This window comes from Chromohalobacter canadensis, assembly GCF_029544075.1.
Taxonomy (GTDB): Bacteria; Pseudomonadota; Gammaproteobacteria; order Pseudomonadales; family Halomonadaceae; genus Chromohalobacter; species Chromohalobacter canadensis_A.
Map to the genome: position 1 here is coordinate 207,700 of NZ_JAJQJH010000001.1, position 23,031 is coordinate 230,730.

Consider the following 23,031-nt stretch of genomic DNA (forward strand, 5'->3'; position numbering starts at 1 on the left):
GGTCATTGCGGCGCAATGCTGATGGTATCGGTGCTGATCGTCTCTGGTGCGACGCGCTGCTGACGAGCGGCGATATCGCGGACTTCCTGGCGTTCTACCAGCTCGGCGAGCGTAATGGCGTCGAGGAAGCCATGAATCTTGTCTGACAGATCGCACCACAAATGATGCGTCAGGCAGGTATCGCCCTGCTGGCAATCCGAGAGACCCTGGCAGCGCGTCGCATCCACGGATTCATCCACCGCACCGATGACCGAGGCCACTGAAATGGCGCTGGACGCATGCGCGAGCAAGTAACCGCCGCCCGGGCCACGTACGCTATTGACCAGTTTGGCACGCTTGAGCCGCGCGAACAGCTGTTCCAGATAGGACAGCGAGATCGCTTGGCGTTTGGAAATGTCAGCGAGGCTGATAGGGCCGGCATCGGCATGCAGCGCCAAATCCAGCATCGCGGTGACGGCATAGCGTCCCTTGGTCGTCAAGCGCATAAGTCGAAGTGATCGGGCGTCGGTGATGAAGCGATTGACCAGGCAGGACATGCAATCCGTATGGAATGTTTGCCTGAAACGTAGCCGTATTATGGGAAAACCCAGTAACGCGGTCAACCATTCCCGTCGTGGTTCTCCTGGCGGGCCAACGCCCGGCTTTGCTTGTTCACGGCCCCGAGAATGCCGCGCAAGATGTTCATTTCCATGCTGTCGATGTGGCTGCGCATGAAGAGTCGGCGCAGACGCGCCATCAACTGACGCGGGTTGTCGGGGTCGTGAAAGTCGATCTCGATCAGCGTCCGCTCGAGATGATCGAAGAAGCGCTCCAGATCGTCATGGCTGGCCGGTGGATTGTCCCATTCGACTCCGAACGGCGTGTCCGGGGAATCTTCCGCACCCAGCGCCGCTATTCGACATTCATAGGCCAGCACCTGGACCGCGGCGGCCAGGTTGAGCGAGCTGAAGTCGGGATTAGTGGGGATATGCACATGGGCATGGCAGCGCTGCAGTTCGCCGTTGGTCATGCCACTGTCCTCGCGTCCAAAAACCAACGCGGCCTGGGCGGCCTCGGGCGCGCACTCGCTGGGGAGGCGTTCGCCCAGTGCGCGTGGGGTGAGCATGGGCCAGGGCAGGTGGCGTACGCGGGCGCTGGCGCCGACCACGAAGGTGCAGTCGCCGACAGCCTCTTCGAGCGTGGCATACACCTTGGCATTACTCACCAGGACATCGGCACCGGAAGCACGAGCGTGAGATTCGGAGCCGTAAACCTCGCAGCGTGGCGCGACGAGGACAAGATCGGCAAGGCCCATGTTATGCATGGCGCGGGCGGTGCCACCGATGTTGCCGGGATGGCTGGTGCCGATGAGAACGATACGCAGTTTGTCGAGCATGATGATAGGGCGCGCGGCTGAGAAACGAATGGCGAGTCTATCATGGCTTGAGGCCGCGAAACTTCCCGTCCTGGGCGCCTTCTGCTAGGATGCGCGACGTTCTTTAACAGTTTCCGAGATTCAGGCCCGTATCATGCATCCCATGGTTCAATTCGCACTGCGCGCCGCGCGTAGTGCCGCCGAGCAGTTCGTGCGTGCTCGCGACCGCATCGAAGTCGCGCGTGGCGACCAGCAGCTCGATCAGCTGCTGGCAGACACCGCGCGTAATGCCGAAACGCTCATCGACTCGCAGTTTCGTCGCAGTTATCCCCAGCATGGCCTTTCCGGTCGCTATACGGCGCACCGTGACGGCGAAGGTGAAGGCGCCGATTTCCATTGGCGTATCGAGCCGTTCCACGGCTATTCCAACCTGGCCGTGGCATCGCCCAATTTTGCCATTTCCATTATCTGTCTGGTCAAAGGCAAGCCCGAACATGCGGTGATTGTCTGTCCTTTCAGCGACGATGAATATCTCGTCAGCCGTGGGCGTGGCGCGCAGCTCAATGGGCGCCGCATTCGTGTGCCCAATCACATCTCGGTCGAGGGCGCACGCATTGCCGCCGGTTTGCCGGAGCCCTGGCTGCGTTCGCGCCATCTCCCGACATATTTGGCCTTGGTCCAAGCTCTCGGGCCGCAGGTCGAAAACTTCCTCAGCAGCGGTAGTGGCCTCCTGGATCTCGCGCAACTCGCTGCCGGCCGTGTCGATGCCGCCTTCGTGCTGGGGCTCGAAGAACAGGATCAACTGGTCGGTAGCCTCCTCCTCAAGGAGGCCGGAGCGCTGCTGGGCGGCCCGGACGGTAGCCCTACGGTCAGTATCGAACAGAATCTCATGGCCGCTACGCCGCGCCTTTACAAGACACTGGTACAGCAGCTCAAGCCGCGGATGTAAGTCCTTTGGACTGATTCGCACGAAATACCCCGCCGACATCGCGTTCGGCGGGGTATTTTTCGTTGTGCGGCTTGTATGGGTCAGCCCGACGGGCCGATCAGGTGCTTGACCTCGAGATAGGCGGAGAGCCCCCAGGGACCGAGCTCGCGGCCGATGCCGCTGCGCCCGAAGCCGCCCCAACTGGCCTCGGGCATGACGATCTGCTCGCTGTTGTACCAGATGTTGCCGGCGCGCAATGCACGGCCGGCCCGCTGGGCGCGTTGCGGATCGCCACTGATGACCGTGGCGGCGAGGCCGAACTCGTTGTCGTTGGCCAGGGCGATGGCATCGTCATCGGAGGCGACGCTGCGTGCGCACAGCACCGGACCGAAGATCTCCTCGCACCACAGGCGGCTGTCGGTGGGCACATCGCGAAACAGCGTCGGGGCGATGAAATAGCCCTGCGAAGGCAACTGGCGATGGCGGGCGTCGCGTACCGCATCCAGACCCTCGCGCTCGGCGACGGCCAGGTAGTCGCGGACTCGATCGCGCTGACGCTGGCTGGTCATCGGTCCCATGTCGGTGTCCTCGCCCAGCGGATCGCCCAGGCGTATGGCGTCGATGCGCGTGGCCAGCGCCTCGTACAGCGCCTCGGCCAGGGTCTCGTGCACGATCAGCCGCGAGGTCGCCGAGCAAATCTGCCCGCTGTTGAAATAGATGCCGGCCATGACCCAGTCGGCGGCCTGTTCGACCTCGGCATCCTCGAGTACCAGGATCGGCGACTTGCCGCCGAGTTCCAGCGACACGCCGCGGCTCCCTTCGGCGGCGGCCTGCATGACACGCTCGCCCACGGCGTTACTGCCGGTGAACGACAGCTTGTCGATACCGCGATGGTGCGTCAGCGGTATGCCGATGCCGTCGCCATCGCCATGCAACAGGTTGAGCACGCCCGGCGGCAACGCGATCTCCAGGGCGATCTCGGCGAGGGCCTGTTCCGGCAGCGGCGTGACCTCGGAGGGCTTGAAGACCACCGTGCAGCCCGCCGCCAGGGCCGGCGCGATCTTCCAGGCGCTGGTCACCAGCGGGAAGTTCCACGGCGTGATCAGGCCGATCACCCCGGCGGGATCTTCGTAGCAGTAGGCGTCGACGCCCTCGATGTCGTGGGTGATGCGGCGTCCCTGGCGTGCTTCCAGGTCGCCGGCCTGGCGTGCGTAGTAGCGATAGCAGGCGATGGCGTCGTCGAGATCGATGCCGGCCTCGGCGAGCGCCTTGCCGTTGTTGGTCGCGGACAGCTCCATCAAGGCTTCGCGGCGTGCCGTCAGGGCGTCGGCCAGCGCATTCAGATAGGCGCCGCGACGTTCGCCGCCCAGGGCATGCCACCCGGGCAGCGCACGGCGTGCCGCCTCGACGGCCGCCTCGACGTCGCGGGCATCGCCGGCCGTGACCTCGGCGATCTGGCGCTCATGATACGGGTCCATCACCGCCAGGCGTCGAGTACCGTGACTCGCGACCCAGCGGTTATCGATGAATTGGTGGTCGAGTGCTTGCATGGTGGCTCCTTCAGAGGGCGTGGTCGCGCAGCCAGTCATCGATCATGGCGTGCAGGCGTGCCCCGGAAAAACTGGGAAAATGACCGCCGTGAACGACGCGCGCGGGCAATTCGCGCAGACGGCGCATGCTGGCGGCGTAATCGCGGGCGCTACTGTGATAGACATCCTCGATCAGTGGCCCGTCGTAGATGAGATCGCCAGAGATCAGGATACCGCTGGCGGCCTCCCAGAGTGCGATGCCGCCGGGGGAGTGCCCCGGCGTATGGATGACCTCGAAACGGCGGTCGCCGAGGTCAATGATCTCGCCGTCCTCGAGCGTGGCGATACGCGTCGGCGGGGCGATACGGTAGCGGTGATGCTCGAAGGGGGCCGGCGGCAGGGCATCGAACATCGCATCGTCGAGAAAGGCGTCGGCCAGGGTGCGCGCGTTGTCCGGATCGGCCAGGATATCGGCCTCGGCGGCGTGTACATGGCAGCAGTCGAACTCGTGCGCGCTACCGATATGATCGAAGTGGGTGTGGCTCGCCACCGCGATCAGGTCGCGTTCGCTGAGCAGCGGGACCTGCCGGCGCAGCGGCACGGCACCCAGGCCGAAGTCCACCAGCAAGTCTCTCTCGCGGCCCCGCACGTGCCAGATATTGCAGCGGTAGAACGGCTTGATGGCGGGCTCGTCGATCCGCGTGATCCCGTCATCGAGCGAGGTGGTGCGATACCAGCTCGCGGCATCGCCTCGAGGAAGCGAGAAACGGCTCATGCGATTGTCTCCGTCATCGGCCTGAGGTCCTGGAGGTAGTCCTGATGGGCGCGGCTTGCGTCGATGCGGCTCAGGTCGATGTCGACCACCAGGCTGCCCGCCGCGTCACCGAGGCGCCCAAGAACCTCGCCATCCGGTCCCGCTATCAGGCTGTTGCCACAATAATGCAGTTCGGCTTCCTCGCCGGCCCGGTTGATGCAGGCGACGAAGCACTGGTTGTCGAGGGCCCGGGCCCGGATCTGCAGCGCCTGGCGTTCGGCATTGGGCACCATGTTGGCGGTGGGCGAGAGGATGACCTGAGCCCCCTGAGTGGCGAGCGCCCTGGCCACCTCGGGAAACTCGTTGTCATAGCAGATCATCAGCCCGAGGCGGCCGAGGCGCGTATCTACCACGCAGCAGTCCTCGCCGGCGGTGAAGAAGGCATGTTCGCGATCCCACAGCTGGCGCTTGTGGTAGGTGGCGACACGCTCGCCCCGGTCGTCGATCAGCACGGCGGAATTGGTCAGGCGTCCGTCGGCTTGCCGCTCGGCCAGGCCGAAGAGCAGGAACAGATGGTGCTCGGCGGCGAGCTCGGCGGCCCGCTGGGCGATCGGGCCGCCCACCGGCTCGGCGAGTTCCTCCAGTCGCTCGAAGATATTGTAGCCGCTCAGGGCGAGCTCGGGGAGGACCAGCAGGTCCGCACCGGCCGCCGCTGCCTGCTGGCACTGGCGCGCAAGAGACGCCAGGTTGGCGGCCACGTCGCCGCACACGGGGGCGGTTTGCGCCAGCATCAGTCTCATCGGTGTCACTCTCCTGCGGTCTGTGAAGCGTTCGCGCGGGACTTGGTCAACAGCATGGCGCCGAGCCAGTAGAGGCCGCCGGTGATGACGAAGACTGGCAGCGAGGCGCCGAAGGCCAGCGGTGCGACCAGCGACCAGTAGGCGGCCAGCCCGGCGCCGATCACGTAGGCGCCGATGGCCACCGGCGCGGTGGGGCGTCCCAGCTGGTGACGCGCCTTGAGCAGTTCGGGGCTGTAACCCTCGCGACCGACCAGGTAGTAATCGACGATGATCACCGAGAAGGCCGGGATGAACAGCGCGCCTATCAATAGCAGAAAGTTCTGGAACTGGTCCAGGATGCCGGGAATCAGGGCGCCGAAGACGGTCACGATCCCGATGATAAGCGCCGGCTTCCAGAAGGCCATGCCGGGCGACACGTTCATGCAGGACAGGGTGGCGCTGTAGACGGCCATGACATTGGTGGTCATCACGGAGAAGAAGATGACCAGGGCCGCGGGCAGGCCGAAGCCGAAACCGGAGAGCAGCCGGGTCGGGTCGTAGGTCTGCTCCATGCCGTTCATGACCGACAGCCCGGAAACGGCGGCACCCAGGCCCATGGCGATCATGGCGGCCATCACGTAGCCAAGGTAGGTGCCCCAGACGGCGATGGCGCCGCTCTTGCAGTTACGATTGTAATCCGCCGAGGACGAGATCCAGGAGAAGGCGGTGGCGATGACGATGTCGAAGGCGATGCCCAGGGTGATGCCGTTACGGGCCTCGACCGGCATGTCCAGCAGGGTCGAGACATCGTAGTGGAGGTTCAACTGGTAGAGCACCACGGCGGCCAGCGCCACCATGGCCATCGCCGCCCAGCGTTCGACCCGCTCGATGCCCAGGTGGCCACGCAGCACGATGAGTACCACCACGGTCTCGCAGAGGATGGTCATCAAGGGCAGGTTGGAGTAGCCGGTGGTCGCCTGGATGGCGTAGTCGAGACTCATGCCGGCGAGCAGGGCCTGGATCCAGCTCCAGGCGATCAATACCCCCATGTTGACCAGCGAGATCAACCGGCTGCCGAGCGGGCCGTACGCGCGCCGGGTCAACGCCATGGAAGGCAGGCCGGTGCGCTGGCCCATCAGTCCGACCAGCAGGAGCGGAATAGCGCCGATCAACGAGCCGATCAGCACGCTGCCCATGGCGGTCGTGAAGGGCAGGTCGGGTACCAGGAGCATGCCGGTGAGGATGGTGGTGACCACGACGTTGGCGCCGAGCCATAGGGCGACAGTGCCGAACGCCCCGAGGCTCTTGTGCTGGTGGTCGTCGAGGGTGTCCTGGCCGAGCAGACGATGGAAGAAAGCCATGGTGTTGTCCTTGTAGTGTTATGGAAAACCGTTGTTCCCGAGACGGCTCTCGGGCCGCGGTTGGCGCCTCAGTCGAGTGCCGCCTGCCAGCGTTCGGCGTCGATCTCGATCAATGTCGGCGAGGTGCGCGAGACCTTGCTGAGCGCAAGATCGAGCGCGAAAGGGGATTCGACCCGGTGCGAGACGAGGCCGAACCCGTCGGCCAGGCGCTGGAAGTCGGGCGGCGTGGGGTCGACGCCGACGCGAGCGACGCCATGCGCATCCATGTAGCGGCGGATTTCCTCATAGCCGCTGTTGTTCCAGAGCACCACGACGACCGGCAGGCCTTCGTCGACGGCCGTGGCCAGCTCGCTCAGGGTGAACATCGCGCCGCCGTCGCCGACCAAGGCCACGACCGGCGTGCCGGGGGCGGCGAGCTGGGCGCCCAGCGCCGCCGGCAAGCCGTACCCCAGGGTTCCGTAACCGGTCGAGGCGTTGAAGTAACGCCGCGGCGCCGCGCGCTCGACGAGGTGATTGCCGGCATAGACCGGCGCCGTGGAGTCGCCGACGAGAATGGCCTCCGGCAGTGCCTTGTCGAGGGCCGTGTAAAGTGGCACGAAAGGCGCCATGTCCGGGCGTTGCGGCAAGGCCAGGGCCTCGTGCACGGCGCGCACGCGGGCCGCCCCCTGGCGCGCGAGCGGCGCGGGGAAATGCGCCGCCAGTGCCTCCAGCGCGGCCTGGGCGTCGCTGACCAGCCCCAGGGCCGTCGTCTGGTTGCGCACCAGTTGCTCGGCCTCCAGGTCGATGCGGATGACGCGACCGATCAAGGTGAAGCCGTCGTCGAACACCACGTCGTAATCGGTTTCGCCGAGCTCCGTGCCCACGGCGAGGATGACGTCGGCATCGCGTGCCAGGGCGCGTACCTCGGGCCAGGTGGCGTTGGCGCCGAGGTCGAGGGGATGCCCGCGCCCGAGCACGCCCTTGGCATTGATCGTGGTCACGGTCGGCGCATCGAGATGCTCGACCAGGGTTCGCGCCGCTTTTGATGCCTCCGCGCAGCCCCCGCCCAGCAGCACCAGCGGCGCCTGCGCTTGGTGTAGCCATTCGGCCGCCAGGGCAATGCCTTCGGGGTGCGCGCCGGCACGGTACAGTCGTGTCGGCGAGGCGGTGTCGGGAAGGTCGATGGGGGCCTCGAAGAGATCGATGGGGATCTCGATGTGCACCGGCCCGGGTCGCGCCGACTGGAACACCGCGAAGGCGCGGGCGAGCACCTCCGGCAAGGCGCTCGGGTCGAGCAGGGTGTGGCTGAAACGGCTGACGCCCGCCAGCACGTTCTGCTGGCTGGGCAGCTCGTGCAGGCGACCCTGGCCGCGTCCCAGGGTGTCGCGCCGATTGACGCTGGAAATCACCAGCATGGGCACCGAGTCGGCGAGTGCCTGGCCCATGGCGGTGGCGATGTTGGTCATGCCCGGGCCGGTGATGATGAAACACACCCCGGGCTTGCCGCTGGTGCGGGCGTAGCCGTCCGCCATGAAGCCCGCGCCCTGCTCGTGGCGCGGGGTGACATGACGCAGGCCGCCCGCCTCCAGGCCGCGATAGAGCGGCACGGTATGCACGCCGGGGATCCCGAAGACGGTGTCCACGGCGTAGCGGTCACGCAGCAGCCGGACCAGGGCCTCGGCGCAGCTTATCTGGGGAGAGGACGAGGCGGATGTCTCGTGTGTCATGGAGCACTCCTTAAGCGACCAGCCAGTGGCCCATCACGACGATGATCGGCAGGGTGATGGCGGTGCGCAGCAAGAAGATGACCACCAGCTCCCAGAGCTTGAGCGGGATCTTGGACTTGAGCAGCAAGGCGCCGATTTCCGACATGTAGATCAACTGCGTCAGCGACAGGCAGGCGATCACGAAGCGGGTTAGTTCGCTCTCGATGTCGCTGGCCAGCACGGCGGGCAGGAACATGTCGGCGAAGCCCACCAGGGTCGCGGGGGCGGCCGCAGCAGCTTCGGGGACACGCATCCACTCGAGCACCGGCACCATGGGATAGGACAGCCAGGTGAACAGCGGCGTGAACTCGGCCAGGATCAGGGCCACGGTACCGATGGCGATGACCAATGGCAGCAGGCCGAAGAAGATATCACCCACGTTCAGCAGGGCATGCCGCACCAGCTGGCGCGGGCCGGGGGCCTGGTCGGCACGTGCGACGGCCATGCCCAGGCTGTAGCGGAACAGGCCCTGCGAGCCGCTGTGTTCCTCGACGAGGCGGCAACCCACCGGTTCGTAGTAGGTGTCCGGCTTGCGCGAGAGCGGCGGAAGACGCGGCACGATCACGGCAGCCACCAGGCCCGCGACCACGACGGTGAGATAGAACGGAATGAAGAGGTGGTTGATGCCGATGAAGCTGGTCACCAGCAGCGCGAAGGCAATCGAGACGATGGAGAAGTTCGTCGCGATCACCGAGGCTTCGCGGCGATTGTAGAAGCCGCGTTCGTATTGCTGGGTGGTGATCAGTACGCCCACCGTGCCGGAGCCCATCCACGAGGCGGTGGCGTCGATGGCACTGCGGCCAGGGAGTCCGAATATCTTGCGAAACGGCACCCGTACCAGGCTGCCGATGAACTCCATGAAGCCGAAGTCGACCAGAAACGGCAGCAGGATGGCGGCGAAGAAGAAGAACGTCAGCAGCACGGGGGCCAAGTCGTTGAGCATGACGCCGCCGGTGAAGGAGGCGGTCACGAACTCGGGGCCGATCTGGAAGTAGGTCATCAGCGCGAACAGTGCCCCCAGCGCGCGCATCACAGCCCATAACGGCGCCACGTCGAACAGCTCGTTGAGAGCGCCCTCGCGGGACCAACTCGGCTTGGCGGCCTTGACGTAGAGCGTCAGCAGTACCGACGCGCAGAGCACCAGTGTGGCGATGGCGGGCAAGGCGTCGCCGAGCCAGGCCTGAAGGCCGTCGGCAAGCATGCCCATGCCGATATTGATGGTGTCCCCCGTCGAGAAGGGCACCAGGAACATGCCGACACCGATCAGCGAGGGAATCAGGAACTTGAGAAGACCGCGCGGGGTTAGTCGCGCGTTATCGGGGTCACCGCCGCCAGTGGCGGTGGAATCGAGGGATGCGGACATAGATGTCACCACTTGTTGTTGTATGGCCCCCGGTATCGGGGGCATGGGCTCAGCGGCGCTTGACGCCGGGCAGCACGCAGAGCATTTCGTAGAGCAGGGTGGCGCCCATCAGCGCAGTATTGCCGCTGGTGTCATAGGGCGGGGCTACCTCGACCAGGTCACCGCCGACCACGTTGAGGCCCTGGGCACCGCGCACGATCTCGAGCCCTTGTGGCATGGTCAGGCCCGCGGCCTCGACGGTGCCGGTGCCGGGCGCCACCGAGGGATCGAGTCCATCGATGTCGAACGAGATATACACCGGGCCATCGCCCATCTGTTCGCGCACCTCGGCCATCAACGGCTCCAGCGACTTGTGCCAGCACTGCTCGGCGGTCACGACACGGAAGCCTTGCTCGCGGCACCAGTCGAAGTCATCGGCGGCGTAGCCAGTACCCCGCAGGCCGATCTGGACCACGCGCTGGCTGTCCAGCAAGCCTTCTTCCTGGGCGCGGCGGAACGGGCAACCGTGCGCGACTTCCTCGCCGAACATATGCTCGTTGACGTCGGCATGGGCGTCGATATGGATCAAGCCGACGGGGCCATGCTTGCGGGCCATGGCGCGTAGGATCGGCCAGGTCAGGGTATGGTCGCCACCCAGGGTCAAGGGCACGGCGTCATGCGAGAGCAGTTCGTGATAGTAGCTCTCGATGATGCCGACGCTTTTCTTGAGGTCGAAGGTGTTGATCGGCACATCGCCGATATCGGCGACTTGCAGGCTATCGAATGGGGCGGCGCGGGTGGCCATGTTGTAGGGGCGCAGCATGCGCGATTCATCGCGAATCTGGCGAGGCCCCAGGCGCGTGCCGGGCCGATTCGAAGTGCCGATGTCCATGGGGATGCCCACGAAGGCGGCGTCGAGCCCTTTGGCGTTTTCCTGCATCGGCAGGCGCATCATGCTGGCAGGGCCGCCGAAGCGTGGCATGTCGTTGCCACCTAGCGGTTGGTTGAAACGCGGGGTGTCGTGCTCGCTCATGCATCTCTCCTGGCAGTCACGCGGATTGTTATAGCGTTTTCCTTACCCTTTAATCAGCACGAACCGTGCCAACTTCGCTGACGATAAATCAATGAGTTAGCGTTGCCTGTGATTCAAGATTGCATTGTTTTTACCGCATGAGTGATCCACTATTGAATTGCAATGCAAAAATGAATCGAAAGACGGCATGTCTGACAATGATATCGAGGCCCAAACCCTCAAGGCGCTGGTGCATACCGGACATGACCATGTGTTCATCGTCGACGTCGACGGTCATGTGCTCGATGTCAGCCCCGGTAGTGCCGCGGTATACGGCATGAGTCGCGAGGCGCTGTGCGCGACCACGGTGCACGAGCTGGAGGCGCGAGGTGTGTTGTCCCCGTCGGTATCGCTGGAGGTGATACGCACCGGCCAACCGGCCCAGGTCATGCAACGTACCGGCACGGGGCGTCAGGTAATTGCCGAGGCGCATCCGGTCTATTCGGCGGGCACGTTGGTACGTGTCATCAGTCGCTCCATGGACATGACCGATCTGCGCCTGCTGCAGGACGAATATGCGTTGCTCCAGCGCCGCTTCAATGAGCACCTCAAGCGTGGTGGCAGTCCGGCATCAGGCGATACGTTGGAGTTGGAGTCGCTGGAGGTGCGCAGCCAGGTCATGCACGAGGTGGCGCAGCTCATCAAGCGCGTGGCCCCGACCGATGCCACGGTGCTGATGCTCGGCGAGTCGGGAGTCGGCAAGACCGCCTTCGCGCGCCAGCTGCATCGCTGGAGCCAGCGTTGCGATGGTGCCTTCGTGGACGTCAACTGCGCGGCGATTCCCGAGTCGCTGTTCGAATCCGAAATGTTCGGCTATCAACCCGGTGCGTTCAGCGGCGCCGCGCGCATGGGCAAGGCGGGGCTGCTCGAACAGGCCCACAAAGGCACGTTGTTTCTCGACGAGATCGGTGAGCTGCCTCTGGCCATGCAGAGCAAGCTGTTAAAGGTGATTCAGGACGGTTACCTGACACGGCTGGGCGATACGCGCGCTCGACGGGTCGATTTTCGCCTGGTGGTCGCCACCAACCAAGATCTCGCGCGCTGCGTGGAGGAAGGGCGTTTTCGCCTCGATCTTTACTATCGGCTCAACGTGATCCCTGTCACGTTGCCACCCCTGCGCGAGCGTCGCGAGGACATCCCCGGCCTCGCCGAGCGCCAGCTTGTTCGACTTAACGAGCGTTACGGCATGGATAAGGTTTTGCATCCGCGGGTCTGGCCGGAGCTGATGGGCGGCGATTGGCAGGGGAACGTCCGCGAGCTGGAGAACTGGCTCGAACGCGCCTGGTTGTCCGCCGAAGGCGGTGTCATCGGCGCGCCGATGGAGGAACATGACGTGACGCCGGCGCGCGTGAGCATAGCGGCAAGCGGTGATAGCCCGTTGATGACGCTGGAAGAAGGGCGCTCCCTGCGCGAGACGCTGGAGGCCGTCGAGGCTGAGATCCTTGGCGAGTTGGCGATGCGGGTGTCGAGCACCTATGCCATGGCCGAACGCCTGGGCATCAGTCAGCCTAGTGTCGTGCGCAAGCTACGCCGCCATGGGTTGAAGATCGCATCGCGCGACTAGTTTCGCAACGCAATACGCCTCCCCGGAGGGAGGCGTATCGAGCAGCAAGGCCGACGGGTCCTAAGGCAGTTCTTCTTCCTCGTCGTTTTCCTTCTTCGATGGAATCAGGTCTTGGCGCTGCAGTTTGATGGCCAGCAACAACGCGGCAGCCACATATACTGACGAGAAAGTCCCCGCGACGACGCCCAGAATCAAGGCGATCGAGAAGTTGTGGATCATGTCCCCGCCGAGGAAGAACAAGGCCAGTAAGACCAGCAATGTGGTCCCCGACGTCGCCATGGTGCGCGCCAGGGTCTGGTTGATCGACTCGTTGAATATCTGCGCCATATCGTCGATTTGCGACTTGCGAATATTCTCGCGTATTCGGTCGTAGACGATGATGGTGTCATTGAGCGAATAACCGATCACCGCCAAGATGGCGGCCAGCACCGTCAAATCGAAGTCCAGCCCGAACAGCGCGAAGATGCCGAGTATGATCACCACGTCATGCCCGAGGGAGATCAGGGCGCCGAGCGCGAACTTGTACTGGAAGCGGAACGCCACGTACACCATCACCACCGCCAGGGCCAGTAGCATGCCCATGCCGCTCTGATCGCGCAGTTGATCGCCGACCTGCGCGCCGACGAACTCGGCGCGGACCAGGTCTACTGAATTCGCCTCGCTGTCCAGAATATCCACGACGCGTTGTCCGACATCGTTGTCGAACGTCTGCTGCAGGCGCACGAGGATGTCATTGGAGGTGCCGAAGGTTTGCACCTGGGCATCCTCGAAACCCTCGTCGCCTAATTTACTGCGTAGGTCGTCGAGGGCTGGAGCTTGCTCATAACGGACTTCCACCAGCGTACCGCCGGTGAAGTCCAGGCCCAGATTGAGGCCTTTGAACGCCAGGGCACCGATCGCAATGACCGCGAGCAGCACGGAAACGGCGAAGGCTATGCGGCGTTTGCCCATGAAGTCTAACTGTCGCATCGCTCGCTCTCCTCAGATCCAGATTTTCTTCAGCGGGCGCCCGCCGATGGTGAGGTTGATAAGGGCACGTGAGACCAGGATGGCGGTAAACATCGAGGTCAGAATGCCCAGCGACAGCGTGACGGCGAAGCCTTTGACCGGCCCGGTGCCGATCGAGAACAGGATGACCGCCACCAGCAGGGTCGTGATGTTGGCGTCGACGATCGAGGTGAAGGCGCGCTCGAAGCCGGCATGTATGGCTTGCTGGGCCGGCATCTTGGCTTTGATCTCTTCACGTATTCGTTCGAATATCAAGACGTTGGCGTCCACCGCCATGCCCAGCGTCAACACGATGCCGGCGATCCCAGGGAGCGTCAGAGTGGCGCCGAGCATCGACATTGCGGCGACCAGCAGCACCAGGTTTAGCCCCAGCGAGATGTTGGCGACCACGCCGAAGGCCTTGTAGCGCACCAGCATGAACAGCACCACGAGCAACAGGCCGAGTTCTACCGAGAGAATGCCCTGGTTGATGTTCTGAGCGCCCAGGCTGGGCCCGATGGTGCGCTCTTGGGCGAAGTAGATGGGGGCTGCCAGTGAGCCGGAGCGCAGCAGCAAGGCCAGGTCTGCCGCCTCGCTCGAGGAGTCGAGACCGGTGATGCGGAAGCGATTGCTCAAGGCGCTTTGTATGGTCGCCAAGCTGATGATGCCACGCTCGGTATAGGCCTCGCGCTTTTCGACCTCTTCACCGTCTTCCATCACCGTGTGTGTACGGGTCTTGTGCTCGATGAAGACGACCGCCATGTTGCGCCCGATATTGGAACGCGTGGCGCGGCTCATCATCGAGCCACCGGTGCCATCGAGGTTGATGTTGACCTGCGGACGGTTGTTTTGATCGAAGCTGCGGCTGGCGCTGGAGACATGATCGCCGGTGACAATGACGTCACGCATCAACTCTGCGCTGCGATTTTCGTCGTTGCGAAAGTTGAGCGTTTCGATCTCGCGCTCGGGCGTATCCGGGCGGGCTTCCAGGCGAAACTCCAGATTCGCTGTGGCCCCCACGATACGCTTGGCCGCGGCGGTGTCCTGCACGCCGGGCAGCTCGACGACGATGCGGCTGGGGCCCTGGCGCTGCACCAGTGGCTCCGAGACGCCCAGCTCGTTGACGCGGTTGCGGATCGTCGTCAGGTTTTGATTGACGGCATAGTCCTGCAATTCCTGTACGGCCTGTTCGGTGAAGGTCATTGTCAGGGCCGCGCCGCTACTGCTGTCTTCGTTCTCGTAGTCGAAGTCAGGGAACTGGTCGGCGATCAAGCCGCGCGCAGCGTTGCGATCGTCCTCACTGGCGAACTGGAACGTAATCGTACGGTCGCCGATCTCGGTGTCACGATAACGGATCCGCTCGTCACGCAGGATGTCGCGGACGGCGCTGGCATTCGCTTCCAAGCGTTGCTGGACGGCAGCGTCCATGTCGACCTGCAGTAGAAAGTGCACCCCGCCCTGGAGGTCGAGGCCGAGCTTCATGGGGGTGGCGGAAAGGCTGGCCAACCAGTCGGGTGTCGAATCGGCAAGGTTGAGCGCCACGGTGTAGGCGTCGCCCAAGCGGTCATCGAGTATGTCACGAGCAGCGATTTGCTGATCGGCCTCGTCGAGGCGAATCAGTGCACTGTTGCCATCCAACTCGCTTTGCTTGATGTCGATGCCTTCGTCCTCGAGCGCTTGGGTCAAGCGATCGAGACGCTCTTGATCGAGTGCGGTGCCGCTGGCGGTACTGCTGATCTGAACGGCGGGGTCGGCGGGGTAAAGATTGGGTAACGCGTAGATGATGCCGACGAGAAGTACGATGAGTATCAGCAGATACTTCCACAGGGGATAACGGTTGAGCATGGAAGCCCTGTCCTTGTTGCTGACGCAGAAGACAACCACCGACCATAGAGCATGGCCGGTGGCGTTGAGGAGGGGCGGTTTCGCGCCTCCTGATAGGAGATCAGATGGACTTCAGGGTGCCCTTGGGCAATACCGCGGCGACGGAGTTCTTCTGAACGTTCACCTCGGTGCCTTCGGCGATTTCCAAGCTGATGAAATCGTCGCCGACATTAGTGACACGTCCCATCAGGCCGCCGCCGATGACGATCTCATCGCCCTTGGCCAGATTGCTGATCAGTTGTTTGTGCTGCTTCGCACGCTTGGACTGCGGGCGCCATAGCAGAAAGTAGAAGATCAGCACGAAGCCGACTAGCATGACGATCTGGGCAATGCCGCCGCCCGCGGGGGAAGCATCCTGCGCGTGAGCTGCGGGAATGAAAAACTCCAGCATGGATTGTTATCTCCGGATGGTAGTTGGGGGTGAACCTGGACCCGAGAGCGTATCCCGGATGGCCTTGGATTACGCTGCCAGCGGCGGCACCGGCATGCCTCGCCGTGCGTAGAAGTCCTCGACAAAGGCAGTCAATGTACCCGCTTCAATGGCAGTGCGCAAACCAGCCATGACGCGCTGGTAATAGCGTAGATTGTGCACGGTATTGAGCATCGCGCCGAGCATTTCGCCACAACGATCCAGGTGGTGCAGATAGCTGCGCGTGAAGTGCCGGCATGTATGACAATCGCAATCCGCTTCGAGTGCCTGCGTGGAGTGGCGATGCTGGGCATTCCGGATCTTGACGGTGCCATCCGCAGTGAAAAGATGGCCATTGCGCGCGTTGCGCGTGGGCATCACGCAGTCGAACATGTCCACCCCGCGCCGTACGCCTTCGACCAGGTCTTCTGGCTTGCCGACACCCATCAGGTAGCGTGGTTTGTCATCCGGCATCCAGCCTGGCAAATAGTCGAGTACCTTGAGCATCTCTTCCTTGGGTTCACCCACTGATAAACCGCCGATGGCGAGCCCGTCGAAGCCGATGTCCATAAGCCCCTTCAGGGAGCGCTCGCGAAGCTCGGGGTACATGCCGCCCTGAATGATGCCGAACAGTGCCGAGGGCGAGTCGCCGTGCGCGATGCGCGAGCGCTCGGCCCAGCGCAGCGACATCTCCATGGAGCGCTTGGCCTCTGCCTCGGTGGCCGGGTAGGGCGTGCACTCGTCGAAGATCATCACGATGTCCGAGCCCAGCGAGCGCTGCACGGCCATCGATTCCTCGGGACCCATGAACACCTTGGCGCCGTCCACGGGGGAGCGGAAGTGCACGCCTTCCTCGGTGATCTTGCGCATGTCGCCCAGCGAAAAGACCTGGAAGCCGCCGGAGTCGGTGAGGATCGGCTTGTCCCACTGGGCGAAGTCATGCAGGTCGCCGTGCGTCTCGATGACCTCGGTGCCGGGGCGCAGCCATAGATGAAAGGTGTTGCCGAGAATGATCTCGGCGCCGATGTCCTTCACCGACTGGGGCGTCATGCCCTTGACCGTGCCGTAGGTGCCGACGGGCATGAACGCGGGGGTTTCCACGGTGCCACGTGGGAAGCTCAAACGGCCACGTCGCGCCATGCCGTCTTCGGCGATGCGCTCGAAACGCATGAAGCTCTCGTTACGCATGGGAAGTCTCGTTACGCATGGGAAGTCTCGGGAAAGGGGTGTGACGTCTCAGCCCGGCTGAGCAACATGGCATCGCCATAACTGAAGAAGGCATAGCGTTCGGCGACGGCTTCGCGGTAGGCATGCATCACCTGGTGATAGCCGGCGAATGCCGAGACCAGCATCAATAGGGTCGACTCGGGCAAGTGGAAGTTGGTGATCAGCGCATCGACGCAGCGCCATGCGTAACCGGGATAGATGAAGATATCGGTATCGCCACGGTAAGGCGCGATGCGGCCGTCGTCGCAGCCTTGGCTGGCGGTTTCCAGGCAGCGCACGCTGGTCGTGCCTACGGCGATTACGCGCTTGCCACGTGCCCGCGTGGCCTCGACCTGGCGACAGAGTGTCTCGTCGACTTCCAGCCATTCGCTGTGCATATGGTGCTCGCGAATATCGTCCACACGGACTGGCTGGAAGGTGCCCGCGCCCACATGCAGGGTGACATAGCCCATCTCCACACCACGCTCGCGCAGCGCTGCCATCAGCGCCTCGTCGAAATGCAGGCCGGCGGTGGGTGCCGCCACCGCGCCCTCACGTCGGGCGTAGACGGTCTGATAGCGCTCGCGATCGCCGAGCTCGTCCTCGCGGTCGATATAAGGCGGTAACGGCATGTGGCCGTGATTCTCGAGCAATTCGATCATCGGCGTCTCGCCCAGGAAACGCAGCTCGAACAAGGCCTCATGGCGCTCCTCGACCACCGCGTGGATGTCGCCTTCGAAAATCAGCTCGGTGCCGGGCTTGGGCGCCTTGCTGGCGCGCAGATGCGCCAAGCCCCGATGCGCATCCAGCGGGCGCTCGAGGAGCATCTCCACGCGCCCGCCGCTGGCTTTTTGCCCGAATAGTCGCGCGGGGATCACGCGGGTGTCGTTGAACACCAGCAGATCGCCGGGCTCGAGGTGCGTCAGCAGGTCGGTGAAACGGCGGTGCTGGACCTCGCCGCTCTCATCGTCCAGGCACAGTAGACGGCAATCGCTGCGCGTCTCGGACGGGTAACGAGCGATCAGCTCATCGGGGAGATCGAAATGGAAATCGGCGCGCTGCATGGCGTTGGAGAGGACGACCTAGAATCGAAAAACTGAATCGGAGATGAGGCACGCACGGCGTGCGCTCGACGAAGGCGGCCTATGATAATCGAGACAGGCGACGAAGTCAGGCCCAATGATTGACGTCGCCAATCTGCTCCGTATAATACGTCTCCGCTGCCCGGGTGGCGAAATTGGTAGACGCAGGGGATTCAAAATCCCCCGGTGGCGACACCGTGTCGGTTCGAGTCCGACCCCGGGCACCAGCCTTCCTTCATGACCTCTGGTCATTCCAGCAAGACAAGCTTCTAGCTATCTCCTTTCCCTGATGATGTCGATGAGACATGCGTTGGTTTTCGTGCGCGTGTGTCAAGCGTTCTGCTCGCCTGCCGTTCCTTATATTATTTATTAATCAATTATGTAAAACGCTTTGATTGCTCTATCCTGAGGGCGAGCCATCAAGGTGGCAGGACGCGTCGGTGGCGTGCCTCAAGCCGCATGGCGTGTCGCTTTCACCGGCGATACAAGGGATACGGTCATTCAAGGAGAAACGTTTTGGCTACTAATACATCTTCCCACAGGGCTGGCGGCTTGTTCGCCAAGCTGGTGGGTATTATCGTTGCGCTCGCCGGCCTCGCGCTGGGCGGCGGCGGGCTTTATCTAGCGTCACTGGGCGGTTCCTGGTATTACGCGGTCGCGGGCATTCTGATGCTCGTCTCCGGCGTTCAATTGGTGCGTGGTCGTGTTTCCGGTGCCTGGATTTATGGAGTGGTGTTCATTGGCACGCTGATCTGGGCCGCTTGGGAATCCGGGTTGAATTACTGGCGCTGGATTCCGCGTCTCGACGTCGCGTTGATCCTGGCCATTCTGGTCGCGCTGGTCATGCCGAGTCTTCGGGGCGGGCCCTCGCGCAAGGCGGGGTTCTCGGTGGCGGGCGTGTTGTGCCTGGGCCTGATCGTCGCCGGTGCCTTGGCATTCGTACCGCGCGGTTATCAACATCTCGAGGACGTGCCGGACGTCGCCGAGAATTCATTGGCGACCGATGTCGGCGGCGCCCAGCCTGCGGATACGCCCGACGATGAGGATTGGGTCGCCTACGGACGCGACAGTGCCGCGACGCGCTATTCGCCGCTCGACCAGGTTACCCCGGACAACGTCGGTGATCTCGAGGTGGCGTGGCAATACCGCACCGGCGATTTGCTCGATCATCGCTGGGGCGCAGAAACCACGCCGCTCAAGGTCGGTGATGATGTGTTCTTGTGTACGTCGCGCAACATCCTGATCTCGCTCGATGCCGATAGTGGCGAAGAGAACTGGCGCTACGATCCACATGTATCCGAAGACGCGATTCCTTATACCGCCGCCTGCCGTGGCGTCACGTATTATGAAGTGCCGGATGACCGTCTCGACGATCTGGCCAATGGCGGTGATAGCGATTCGCAGAGCTGCCGCGCCCGCATCATTTCCGGCACGCTCGATGGCCGCATGCTCGAAGTCGATGCTGCGACTGGCGAACCGTGTACCGGTTTCGGGAATAACGGCCAAGTCGACATCAAGAAGAACATGGGTGAGACGCCGGACGGTTACGTGTCCATCAACTCCGCGCCGGTGGTGGTGCGCGATGTGGTCGTCACCGGCCACCAGGTGCTCGATGGCCAGCGGCGTTATCCGCCCTCCGGTGTCATCAAAGGGTTTGACGCCGTGACCGGCGAGCTCGAGTGGGCCTGGGACGCGGCACGTCCCGAGCAGAGCGAACCACTCAGCGGTGAGGAAACATATGTGCGCGGCTCTCCCAATATGTGGACGACTGCCGCCGGCGATAGCCAGCTCGGTCTGGTGTATCTGCCGATGGCCAATAGCGCCGCCGATTACTGGAGCAGTTCGCGCACGCCGGAAGAAAACGAGTGGGCTAGCTCGATGGTGGCGCTCAACGTTGAGACCGGGCTGCCTGAGTGGCACTTCCAGACCGCCCACAAGGATGTCTGGGACTATGACCCCGGTTCGCAGCCGACGCTGATCGACTTCCCCACCGACGAGGGCGAGGTGCCGGCATTGGTGATGCCCACCAAGCAGGGCGAGATCTACGTCTTCAACCGCGAGACCGGCGAACTGCTAGGCGGCGGCGCCGAGGAGCGTCCGGTTCCCCAGGGCGGCGCCGAGCCAGAGGAGCGTAGCAAAACCCAACCCTTCTCGAACTATGCCACGCTGCGTCAGCCCGACATCAACGAGAAGGACATGTGGGGCATGTCGCCTTTCGATCAACTTTTCTGCCGTATCCAGTACCAGCAAGCCAGCTGGAAGGGCATGTACACGCCGCCCACCGCCGATCAGCCGTGGATTCAGTACACTGGCTATAATGGGGGCTCCGACTGGGGCAGTGTCTCCATCGATCCTCGGCGTGGCGTGATGATCGCCAACTACAATGATATGCCCAACTACAATGAGCTAGTGCCCCGTGATGTGGCCAATGAACTGGGCTGGAAGCCTCGCGAGGAGCTCGATAGCGACAGCGGCGGCGCCGAAGGCGCGGGCGATCCGCAGGCCAACACGCCTTACGCTATCAACGTCAACGCCGGCTGGCGCGTGCCCTATACCGGTATGCTGTGCAAGCAGCCGCCGTATGGCCATATCCGCGCCATCGAGTTGGCCAGCGGCGATACGCTGTGGGATCGCCCGTTGGGCACGGCGCGCGCCAACGGCCCGTGGGGAATTCGTTCCGGCTTGCCCATCGATATCGGCACACCCAATAACGGCGGTTCGGTGGTCACGGCCGGAGGCCTGATCTTCATCGCTGCGGCGACCGATGATCTGATCCGCGCGATCGACATCGAGAGCGGCGAGACCGTGTGGCAAGCGCCATTACCGGCGGGTGGCCAAGCCAATCCGATGGTCTATGAGGCGAATGGTCGTCAGTATCTGGTGATCGTCGCCACGGGGCACCACTTCATGGAAACCCCTAGTGGTGACTACGTGATCGCCTATGCGTTGCCCGACGATGCCTGACGGCCCGATAGGGTAAGAGAAGCACAGCGACCCCGGCAAAGCGCCGGGGTCGTTTTGTTTAGGCGTCAGTAAAGACCGAGACCGGGGGCAGTGCTTCGAACGCGGGACGCGCGTAATAAAAGCCTTGGTGCTGCACGATGCCGGCCTCTTCATGGAGCCAGCGGGCTTCGTCCCGGCATTCGATGCCTTCGGCGACCAGCTCGATGTCGAGCTGGGTGGCAATGTCGACGACCGCCTTGAGCAAAATCTGGCGACGTGTGTCGCGGTGGCAGTCCATCACCAGGGCACGGTCGATCTTGAGCTTGTCCGGGCGCAACTCGGCCAACAGGTCTAGGTTGGCGTGGCCTTTGCCGAAATCGTCCAGGGCGGTGGTAAAGCCCATCTGGCGATACGTGTCGATGATGGCGCGCAGGTGGCCGCGATCATGCACGCTCTCGACTTCAGTGATCTCGAATGTTAGCCGTTCGACGGGCCATCCGACCTGCTCTGAGATCGCTAGCGTCGCCTGTATGCAGGCTTCGGGTTCATAGACGGCGTTGGGCAGGAAGTTGATCGAGAGCGCGCTGGACATGCCCAATTGGCTGGCCAGTTCAATGGCCTTGACGCGGCAGGCCTGATCGAAGCGATATAGTAGCGTGTTCGAGACCTGGGACAGTACCTCATAGGCCGAGTCGCCATTGACGCCGCGTACCAAGGCTTCGTGAGCAACGATGCGTTGCGTGGCGACATCGACGATGGGCTGGAACGCCATGCTGAACGCGAACGGTAACGGGCCTTCGCAACGCTGACAATGATGGTCGGTTCGCGCGCAATTCGTCATGCCTGATCTCCGTGTGGTGGGCTGAGAGCACCGTCATGATGCCCTATATCCCGATGCGTGCTGAGCGCGGCACGCGTCGTTTAAGTTAGGATGTCTGCGGTATTATTGTACGATCATAAATTAGGTGCGATACGCCTTTGAGAGCGTCGCGTGTATTGCGCTTCCATCATGATGTTTCTGGATAAAGATCCTGGATAAGGAGTTCCGATGAAATCTGTCAGTCTTACCCTGTTGGCGCTAGCGACCTTGATGACGGGGTGCGCCATGCAAGGCGGCGATGCTGATCGTGTCGAGCAGCATACCCAGATTTACCAGTGTGCGGGAGAGACGTCGCTGTCGGTGACCTATTTCCAATATGGCGCCGACACCGATCGTGCCATGTTGAGCTATGGTCACGATTCCATTCCCATGCACCAAATTGCCTCGGGCTCCGGCACGCGCTATGCAAGCGACGACGAACAGCTCGCCTATATCTGGCACACCAAAGGCGATAGCGGAATGTTGTATCGCGAGAATGACGAGGGTGAACGTAACGTCATCGAGCGCGACTGCCAGGGCCGCATGAAGGACGCCGACCTCTAAGTTGAGCGCTTATTTTAAGTTGCAAGCTCACTTCAGGACGGGGTCTGTGTGATGTCATTGAGTCTGTGGCTGTCGCTGGCGGCTGTCTGCGCCATGGGGGCGATGTCGCCGGGGCCGAGCCTGGCGATGGTGCTGCGCCACACACTAGGCGGCGGGCGCATGCCGGGCGTCGTCGCGAGCGTTTGCCACGCGGCGGGTGTGGGCTTCTATGCGGCGTTGACCGTGTGGGGACTGGGCGCTGTCATCGTGCATCAGCCGATGTTGTTCAAGGCCATCACCTGGGGCGGGGCGGCGTATCTGGCCTGGCTTGGCGTGAAGGCGTTGCGCGCTGGCCGGGGCGGTGCCCTGGAGACAGGCGGTGTGGCGAGCCGGCCTGGGGTGGCTGCGCGGGATGGCGTACTGGTAGCGTTGGCCAATCCCAAGCTGATTCTGTTCTTCGTGGCCTTGTTGAGCCAGTTCGTCAGCGCCGACATGGGCGCGGGGGCCAAGACGATGATCGTGGCGACCGCGTCACTGATCGATGCCGGCTGGTACGTGCTGGTGGCGTTGGCGCTCTCGCATTCAGCGATTTTGCCCTGGCTTCAGGCACGTGCGCACTGGATCAACCGAATGACGGGCGTCTTGCTGCTGGGCTTGGCGCTGCGCATCGTCATCGGTTGATGGGCCGTT

20 protein-coding genes and 1 tRNA gene are annotated in these 23,031 nt (G+C 63.2%); 6 read left to right on the forward strand and 15 right to left on the reverse strand.

What is annotated here, in order from left to right; all coding sequences use genetic code 11:
* Positions 1 to 2 precede the first annotated feature (2 nt).
* The gene (gene iscR, locus LUN51_RS01035) at positions 3 to 485 is read right to left on the reverse strand and encodes a Fe-S cluster assembly transcriptional regulator IscR (protein WP_277809760.1); all 483 of its coding nucleotides are present in this window, start codon (positions 483 to 485) and stop codon (positions 3 to 5) included.
* Between the two features lie 113 nt (positions 486 to 598).
* Positions 599 to 1,375 (reverse strand): RNA methyltransferase, encoded by a 777-nt coding sequence (locus tag LUN51_RS01040; RefSeq protein ID WP_277809761.1) that lies wholly within the window; start codon positions 1,373 to 1,375, stop codon positions 599 to 601.
* Positions 1,376 to 1,508: 133 nt separating this feature from the next.
* Here LUN51_RS01040 and LUN51_RS01045 point away from each other — a divergent pair, with 133 nt between their 5' ends.
* On the forward strand, positions 1,509 to 2,303 hold the full coding sequence (locus LUN51_RS01045) for an inositol monophosphatase family protein (protein ID WP_040242933.1): 795 nt from the start codon (positions 1,509 to 1,511) through the stop codon (positions 2,301 to 2,303).
* A gap of 80 nt (positions 2,304 to 2,383) precedes the next feature.
* Here LUN51_RS01045 and LUN51_RS01050 read toward each other — a convergent pair whose 3' ends face one another.
* The 7 genes from LUN51_RS01050 to speB form a co-directional block, all read right to left on the reverse strand.
* Positions 2,384 to 3,832 (reverse strand): aldehyde dehydrogenase family protein, encoded by a 1,449-nt coding sequence (locus LUN51_RS01050; protein WP_277809762.1) that lies wholly within the window; start codon positions 3,830 to 3,832, stop codon positions 2,384 to 2,386.
* A gap of 10 nt (positions 3,833 to 3,842) precedes the next feature.
* The gene (locus LUN51_RS01055; protein WP_277809763.1) at positions 3,843 to 4,586 is read right to left on the reverse strand and encodes an MBL fold metallo-hydrolase; all 744 of its coding nucleotides are present in this window, start codon (positions 4,584 to 4,586) and stop codon (positions 3,843 to 3,845) included.
* Positions 4,583 to 5,365, reverse strand: coding sequence for a carbon-nitrogen hydrolase family protein (locus tag LUN51_RS01060; RefSeq protein ID WP_277810175.1), 783 nt, complete (start codon positions 5,363 to 5,365; stop codon positions 4,583 to 4,585). Before LUN51_RS01060 ends, LUN51_RS01055 begins: the two co-directional genes overlap by 4 nt.
* Before the next feature lie 5 nt (positions 5,366 to 5,370).
* Entirely contained in the window at positions 5,371 to 6,705 is a 1,335-nt protein-coding gene (locus tag LUN51_RS01065) for a purine-cytosine permease family protein (RefSeq protein WP_178999606.1), read from the reverse strand.
* Positions 6,706 to 6,773: 68 nt separating this feature from the next.
* Entirely contained in the window at positions 6,774 to 8,411 is a 1,638-nt protein-coding gene (locus tag LUN51_RS01070; RefSeq protein ID WP_277809764.1) for a 5-guanidino-2-oxopentanoate decarboxylase, read from the reverse strand.
* Between the two features lie 10 nt (positions 8,412 to 8,421).
* The gene (locus LUN51_RS01075) at positions 8,422 to 9,813 is read right to left on the reverse strand and encodes a YjiH family protein (protein WP_277809765.1); all 1,392 of its coding nucleotides are present in this window, start codon (positions 9,811 to 9,813) and stop codon (positions 8,422 to 8,424) included.
* Between the two features lie 49 nt (positions 9,814 to 9,862).
* Positions 9,863 to 10,825 carry an agmatinase gene (gene speB / locus LUN51_RS01080; protein ID WP_277809766.1) on the reverse strand — a complete coding sequence of 321 codons (963 nt, stop codon included), beginning with the start codon at positions 10,823 to 10,825 and terminating at the stop codon, positions 9,863 to 9,865.
* Between the two features lie 187 nt (positions 10,826 to 11,012).
* Here speB and LUN51_RS01085 point away from each other — a divergent pair, with 187 nt between their 5' ends.
* Positions 11,013 to 12,428: a sigma-54 interaction domain-containing protein gene (locus tag LUN51_RS01085; RefSeq protein WP_277809767.1), complete on the forward strand. Its 1,416-nt coding sequence runs from the start codon at positions 11,013 to 11,015 to the stop codon at positions 12,426 to 12,428.
* A gap of 60 nt (positions 12,429 to 12,488) precedes the next feature.
* Here LUN51_RS01085 and secF read toward each other — a convergent pair whose 3' ends face one another.
* The 5 genes from secF to queA form a co-directional block, all read right to left on the reverse strand.
* A complete protein-coding gene (gene secF / locus LUN51_RS01090) occupies positions 12,489 to 13,397 on the reverse strand; it encodes a protein translocase subunit SecF (RefSeq protein ID WP_277809768.1) in 909 nt (302 codons plus the stop codon).
* A gap of 12 nt (positions 13,398 to 13,409) precedes the next feature.
* Complete coding sequence (secD, locus tag LUN51_RS01095; RefSeq protein ID WP_277809769.1) at positions 13,410 to 15,260, reverse strand: protein translocase subunit SecD; 1,851 nt, start codon at positions 15,258 to 15,260, stop codon at positions 13,410 to 13,412.
* A gap of 100 nt (positions 15,261 to 15,360) precedes the next feature.
* Positions 15,361 to 15,690: a preprotein translocase subunit YajC gene (yajC, locus tag LUN51_RS01100; RefSeq protein ID WP_040242920.1), complete on the reverse strand. Its 330-nt coding sequence runs from the start codon at positions 15,688 to 15,690 to the stop codon at positions 15,361 to 15,363.
* A gap of 69 nt (positions 15,691 to 15,759) precedes the next feature.
* Positions 15,760 to 16,878 (reverse strand): tRNA guanosine(34) transglycosylase Tgt, encoded by a 1,119-nt coding sequence (gene tgt / locus LUN51_RS01105; RefSeq protein ID WP_277810176.1) that lies wholly within the window; start codon positions 16,876 to 16,878, stop codon positions 15,760 to 15,762.
* A 29-nt stretch (positions 16,879 to 16,907) separates the two neighbouring features.
* Positions 16,908 to 17,978 (reverse strand): tRNA preQ1(34) S-adenosylmethionine ribosyltransferase-isomerase QueA, encoded by a 1,071-nt coding sequence (gene queA, locus LUN51_RS01110; protein WP_277809770.1) that lies wholly within the window; start codon positions 17,976 to 17,978, stop codon positions 16,908 to 16,910.
* Between the two features lie 158 nt (positions 17,979 to 18,136).
* Here queA and LUN51_RS01115 point away from each other — a divergent pair.
* Together LUN51_RS01115 and LUN51_RS01120 are read left to right on the forward strand one after the other, a co-directional pair.
* Positions 18,137 to 18,223: transfer RNA gene (locus tag LUN51_RS01115), tRNA-Leu, on the forward strand.
* Positions 18,224 to 18,512: 289 nt separating this feature from the next.
* Positions 18,513 to 20,960 (forward strand): membrane-bound PQQ-dependent dehydrogenase, glucose/quinate/shikimate family, encoded by a 2,448-nt coding sequence (locus tag LUN51_RS01120; RefSeq protein WP_347276504.1) that lies wholly within the window; start codon positions 18,513 to 18,515, stop codon positions 20,958 to 20,960.
* A 58-nt stretch (positions 20,961 to 21,018) separates the two neighbouring features.
* Here LUN51_RS01120 and LUN51_RS01125 read toward each other — a convergent pair whose 3' ends face one another.
* Positions 21,019 to 21,780: an EAL domain-containing protein gene (locus LUN51_RS01125; protein WP_277809772.1), complete on the reverse strand. Its 762-nt coding sequence runs from the start codon at positions 21,778 to 21,780 to the stop codon at positions 21,019 to 21,021.
* Between the two features lie 207 nt (positions 21,781 to 21,987).
* Here LUN51_RS01125 and LUN51_RS01130 point away from each other — a divergent pair, with 207 nt between their 5' ends.
* Both LUN51_RS01130 and LUN51_RS01135 read left to right on the forward strand, forming a co-directional pair.
* The gene (locus LUN51_RS01130) at positions 21,988 to 22,362 is read left to right on the forward strand and encodes an MliC family protein (protein WP_277809773.1); all 375 of its coding nucleotides are present in this window, start codon (positions 21,988 to 21,990) and stop codon (positions 22,360 to 22,362) included.
* A gap of 51 nt (positions 22,363 to 22,413) precedes the next feature.
* Positions 22,414 to 23,022 (forward strand): LysE family translocator, encoded by a 609-nt coding sequence (locus LUN51_RS01135; RefSeq protein ID WP_277809774.1) that lies wholly within the window; start codon positions 22,414 to 22,416, stop codon positions 23,020 to 23,022.
* The last annotated feature ends 9 nt before the right edge of the window (positions 23,023 to 23,031 follow it).

Bases quoted from the DNA above. Each gene is read 5' to 3' on its own strand.
- iscR (WP_277809760.1), bottom strand. From the start codon at position 485: ATGCGCTTGACGACCAAGGGACGCTATGCCGTCACCGCGATGCTGGAT.
- LUN51_RS01040 (WP_277809761.1), bottom strand. From the start codon at position 1,375: ATGCTCGACAAACTGCGTATCGTTCTCATCGGCACCAGCCATCCCGGC.
- LUN51_RS01045 (WP_040242933.1), top strand. From the start codon at position 1,509: ATGCATCCCATGGTTCAATTCGCACTGCGCGCCGCGCGTAGTGCCGCC.
- LUN51_RS01050 (WP_277809762.1), bottom strand. From the start codon at position 3,832: ATGCAAGCACTCGACCACCAATTCATCGATAACCGCTGGGTCGCGAGT.
- LUN51_RS01055 (WP_277809763.1), bottom strand. From the start codon at position 4,586: ATGAGCCGTTTCTCGCTTCCTCGAGGCGATGCCGCGAGCTGGTATCGC.
- LUN51_RS01060 (WP_277810175.1), bottom strand. From the start codon at position 5,365: ATGAGACTGATGCTGGCGCAAACCGCCCCCGTGTGCGGCGACGTGGCC.
- LUN51_RS01065 (WP_178999606.1), bottom strand. From the start codon at position 6,705: ATGGCTTTCTTCCATCGTCTGCTCGGCCAGGACACCCTCGACGACCAC.
- LUN51_RS01070 (WP_277809764.1), bottom strand. From the start codon at position 8,411: ATGACACACGAGACATCCGCCTCGTCCTCTCCCCAGATAAGCTGCGCC.
- LUN51_RS01075 (WP_277809765.1), bottom strand. From the start codon at position 9,813: ATGTCCGCATCCCTCGATTCCACCGCCACTGGCGGCGGTGACCCCGAT.
- speB (WP_277809766.1), bottom strand. From the start codon at position 10,825: ATGAGCGAGCACGACACCCCGCGTTTCAACCAACCGCTAGGTGGCAAC.
- LUN51_RS01085 (WP_277809767.1), top strand. From the start codon at position 11,013: ATGTCTGACAATGATATCGAGGCCCAAACCCTCAAGGCGCTGGTGCAT.
- secF (WP_277809768.1), bottom strand. From the start codon at position 13,397: ATGCGACAGTTAGACTTCATGGGCAAACGCCGCATAGCCTTCGCCGTT.
- secD (WP_277809769.1), bottom strand. From the start codon at position 15,260: ATGCTCAACCGTTATCCCCTGTGGAAGTATCTGCTGATACTCATCGTA.
- yajC (WP_040242920.1), bottom strand. From the start codon at position 15,690: ATGCTGGAGTTTTTCATTCCCGCAGCTCACGCGCAGGATGCTTCCCCC.
- tgt (WP_277810176.1), bottom strand. From the start codon at position 16,878: ATGCGTTTCGAGCGCATCGCCGAAGACGGCATGGCGCGACGTGGCCGT.
- queA (WP_277809770.1), bottom strand. From the start codon at position 17,978: ATGCAGCGCGCCGATTTCCATTTCGATCTCCCCGATGAGCTGATCGCT.
- LUN51_RS01125 (WP_277809772.1), bottom strand. From the start codon at position 21,780: ATGACGAATTGCGCGCGAACCGACCATCATTGTCAGCGTTGCGAAGGC.
- LUN51_RS01130 (WP_277809773.1), top strand. From the start codon at position 21,988: ATGAAATCTGTCAGTCTTACCCTGTTGGCGCTAGCGACCTTGATGACG.
- LUN51_RS01135 (WP_277809774.1), top strand. From the start codon at position 22,414: ATGTCATTGAGTCTGTGGCTGTCGCTGGCGGCTGTCTGCGCCATGGGG.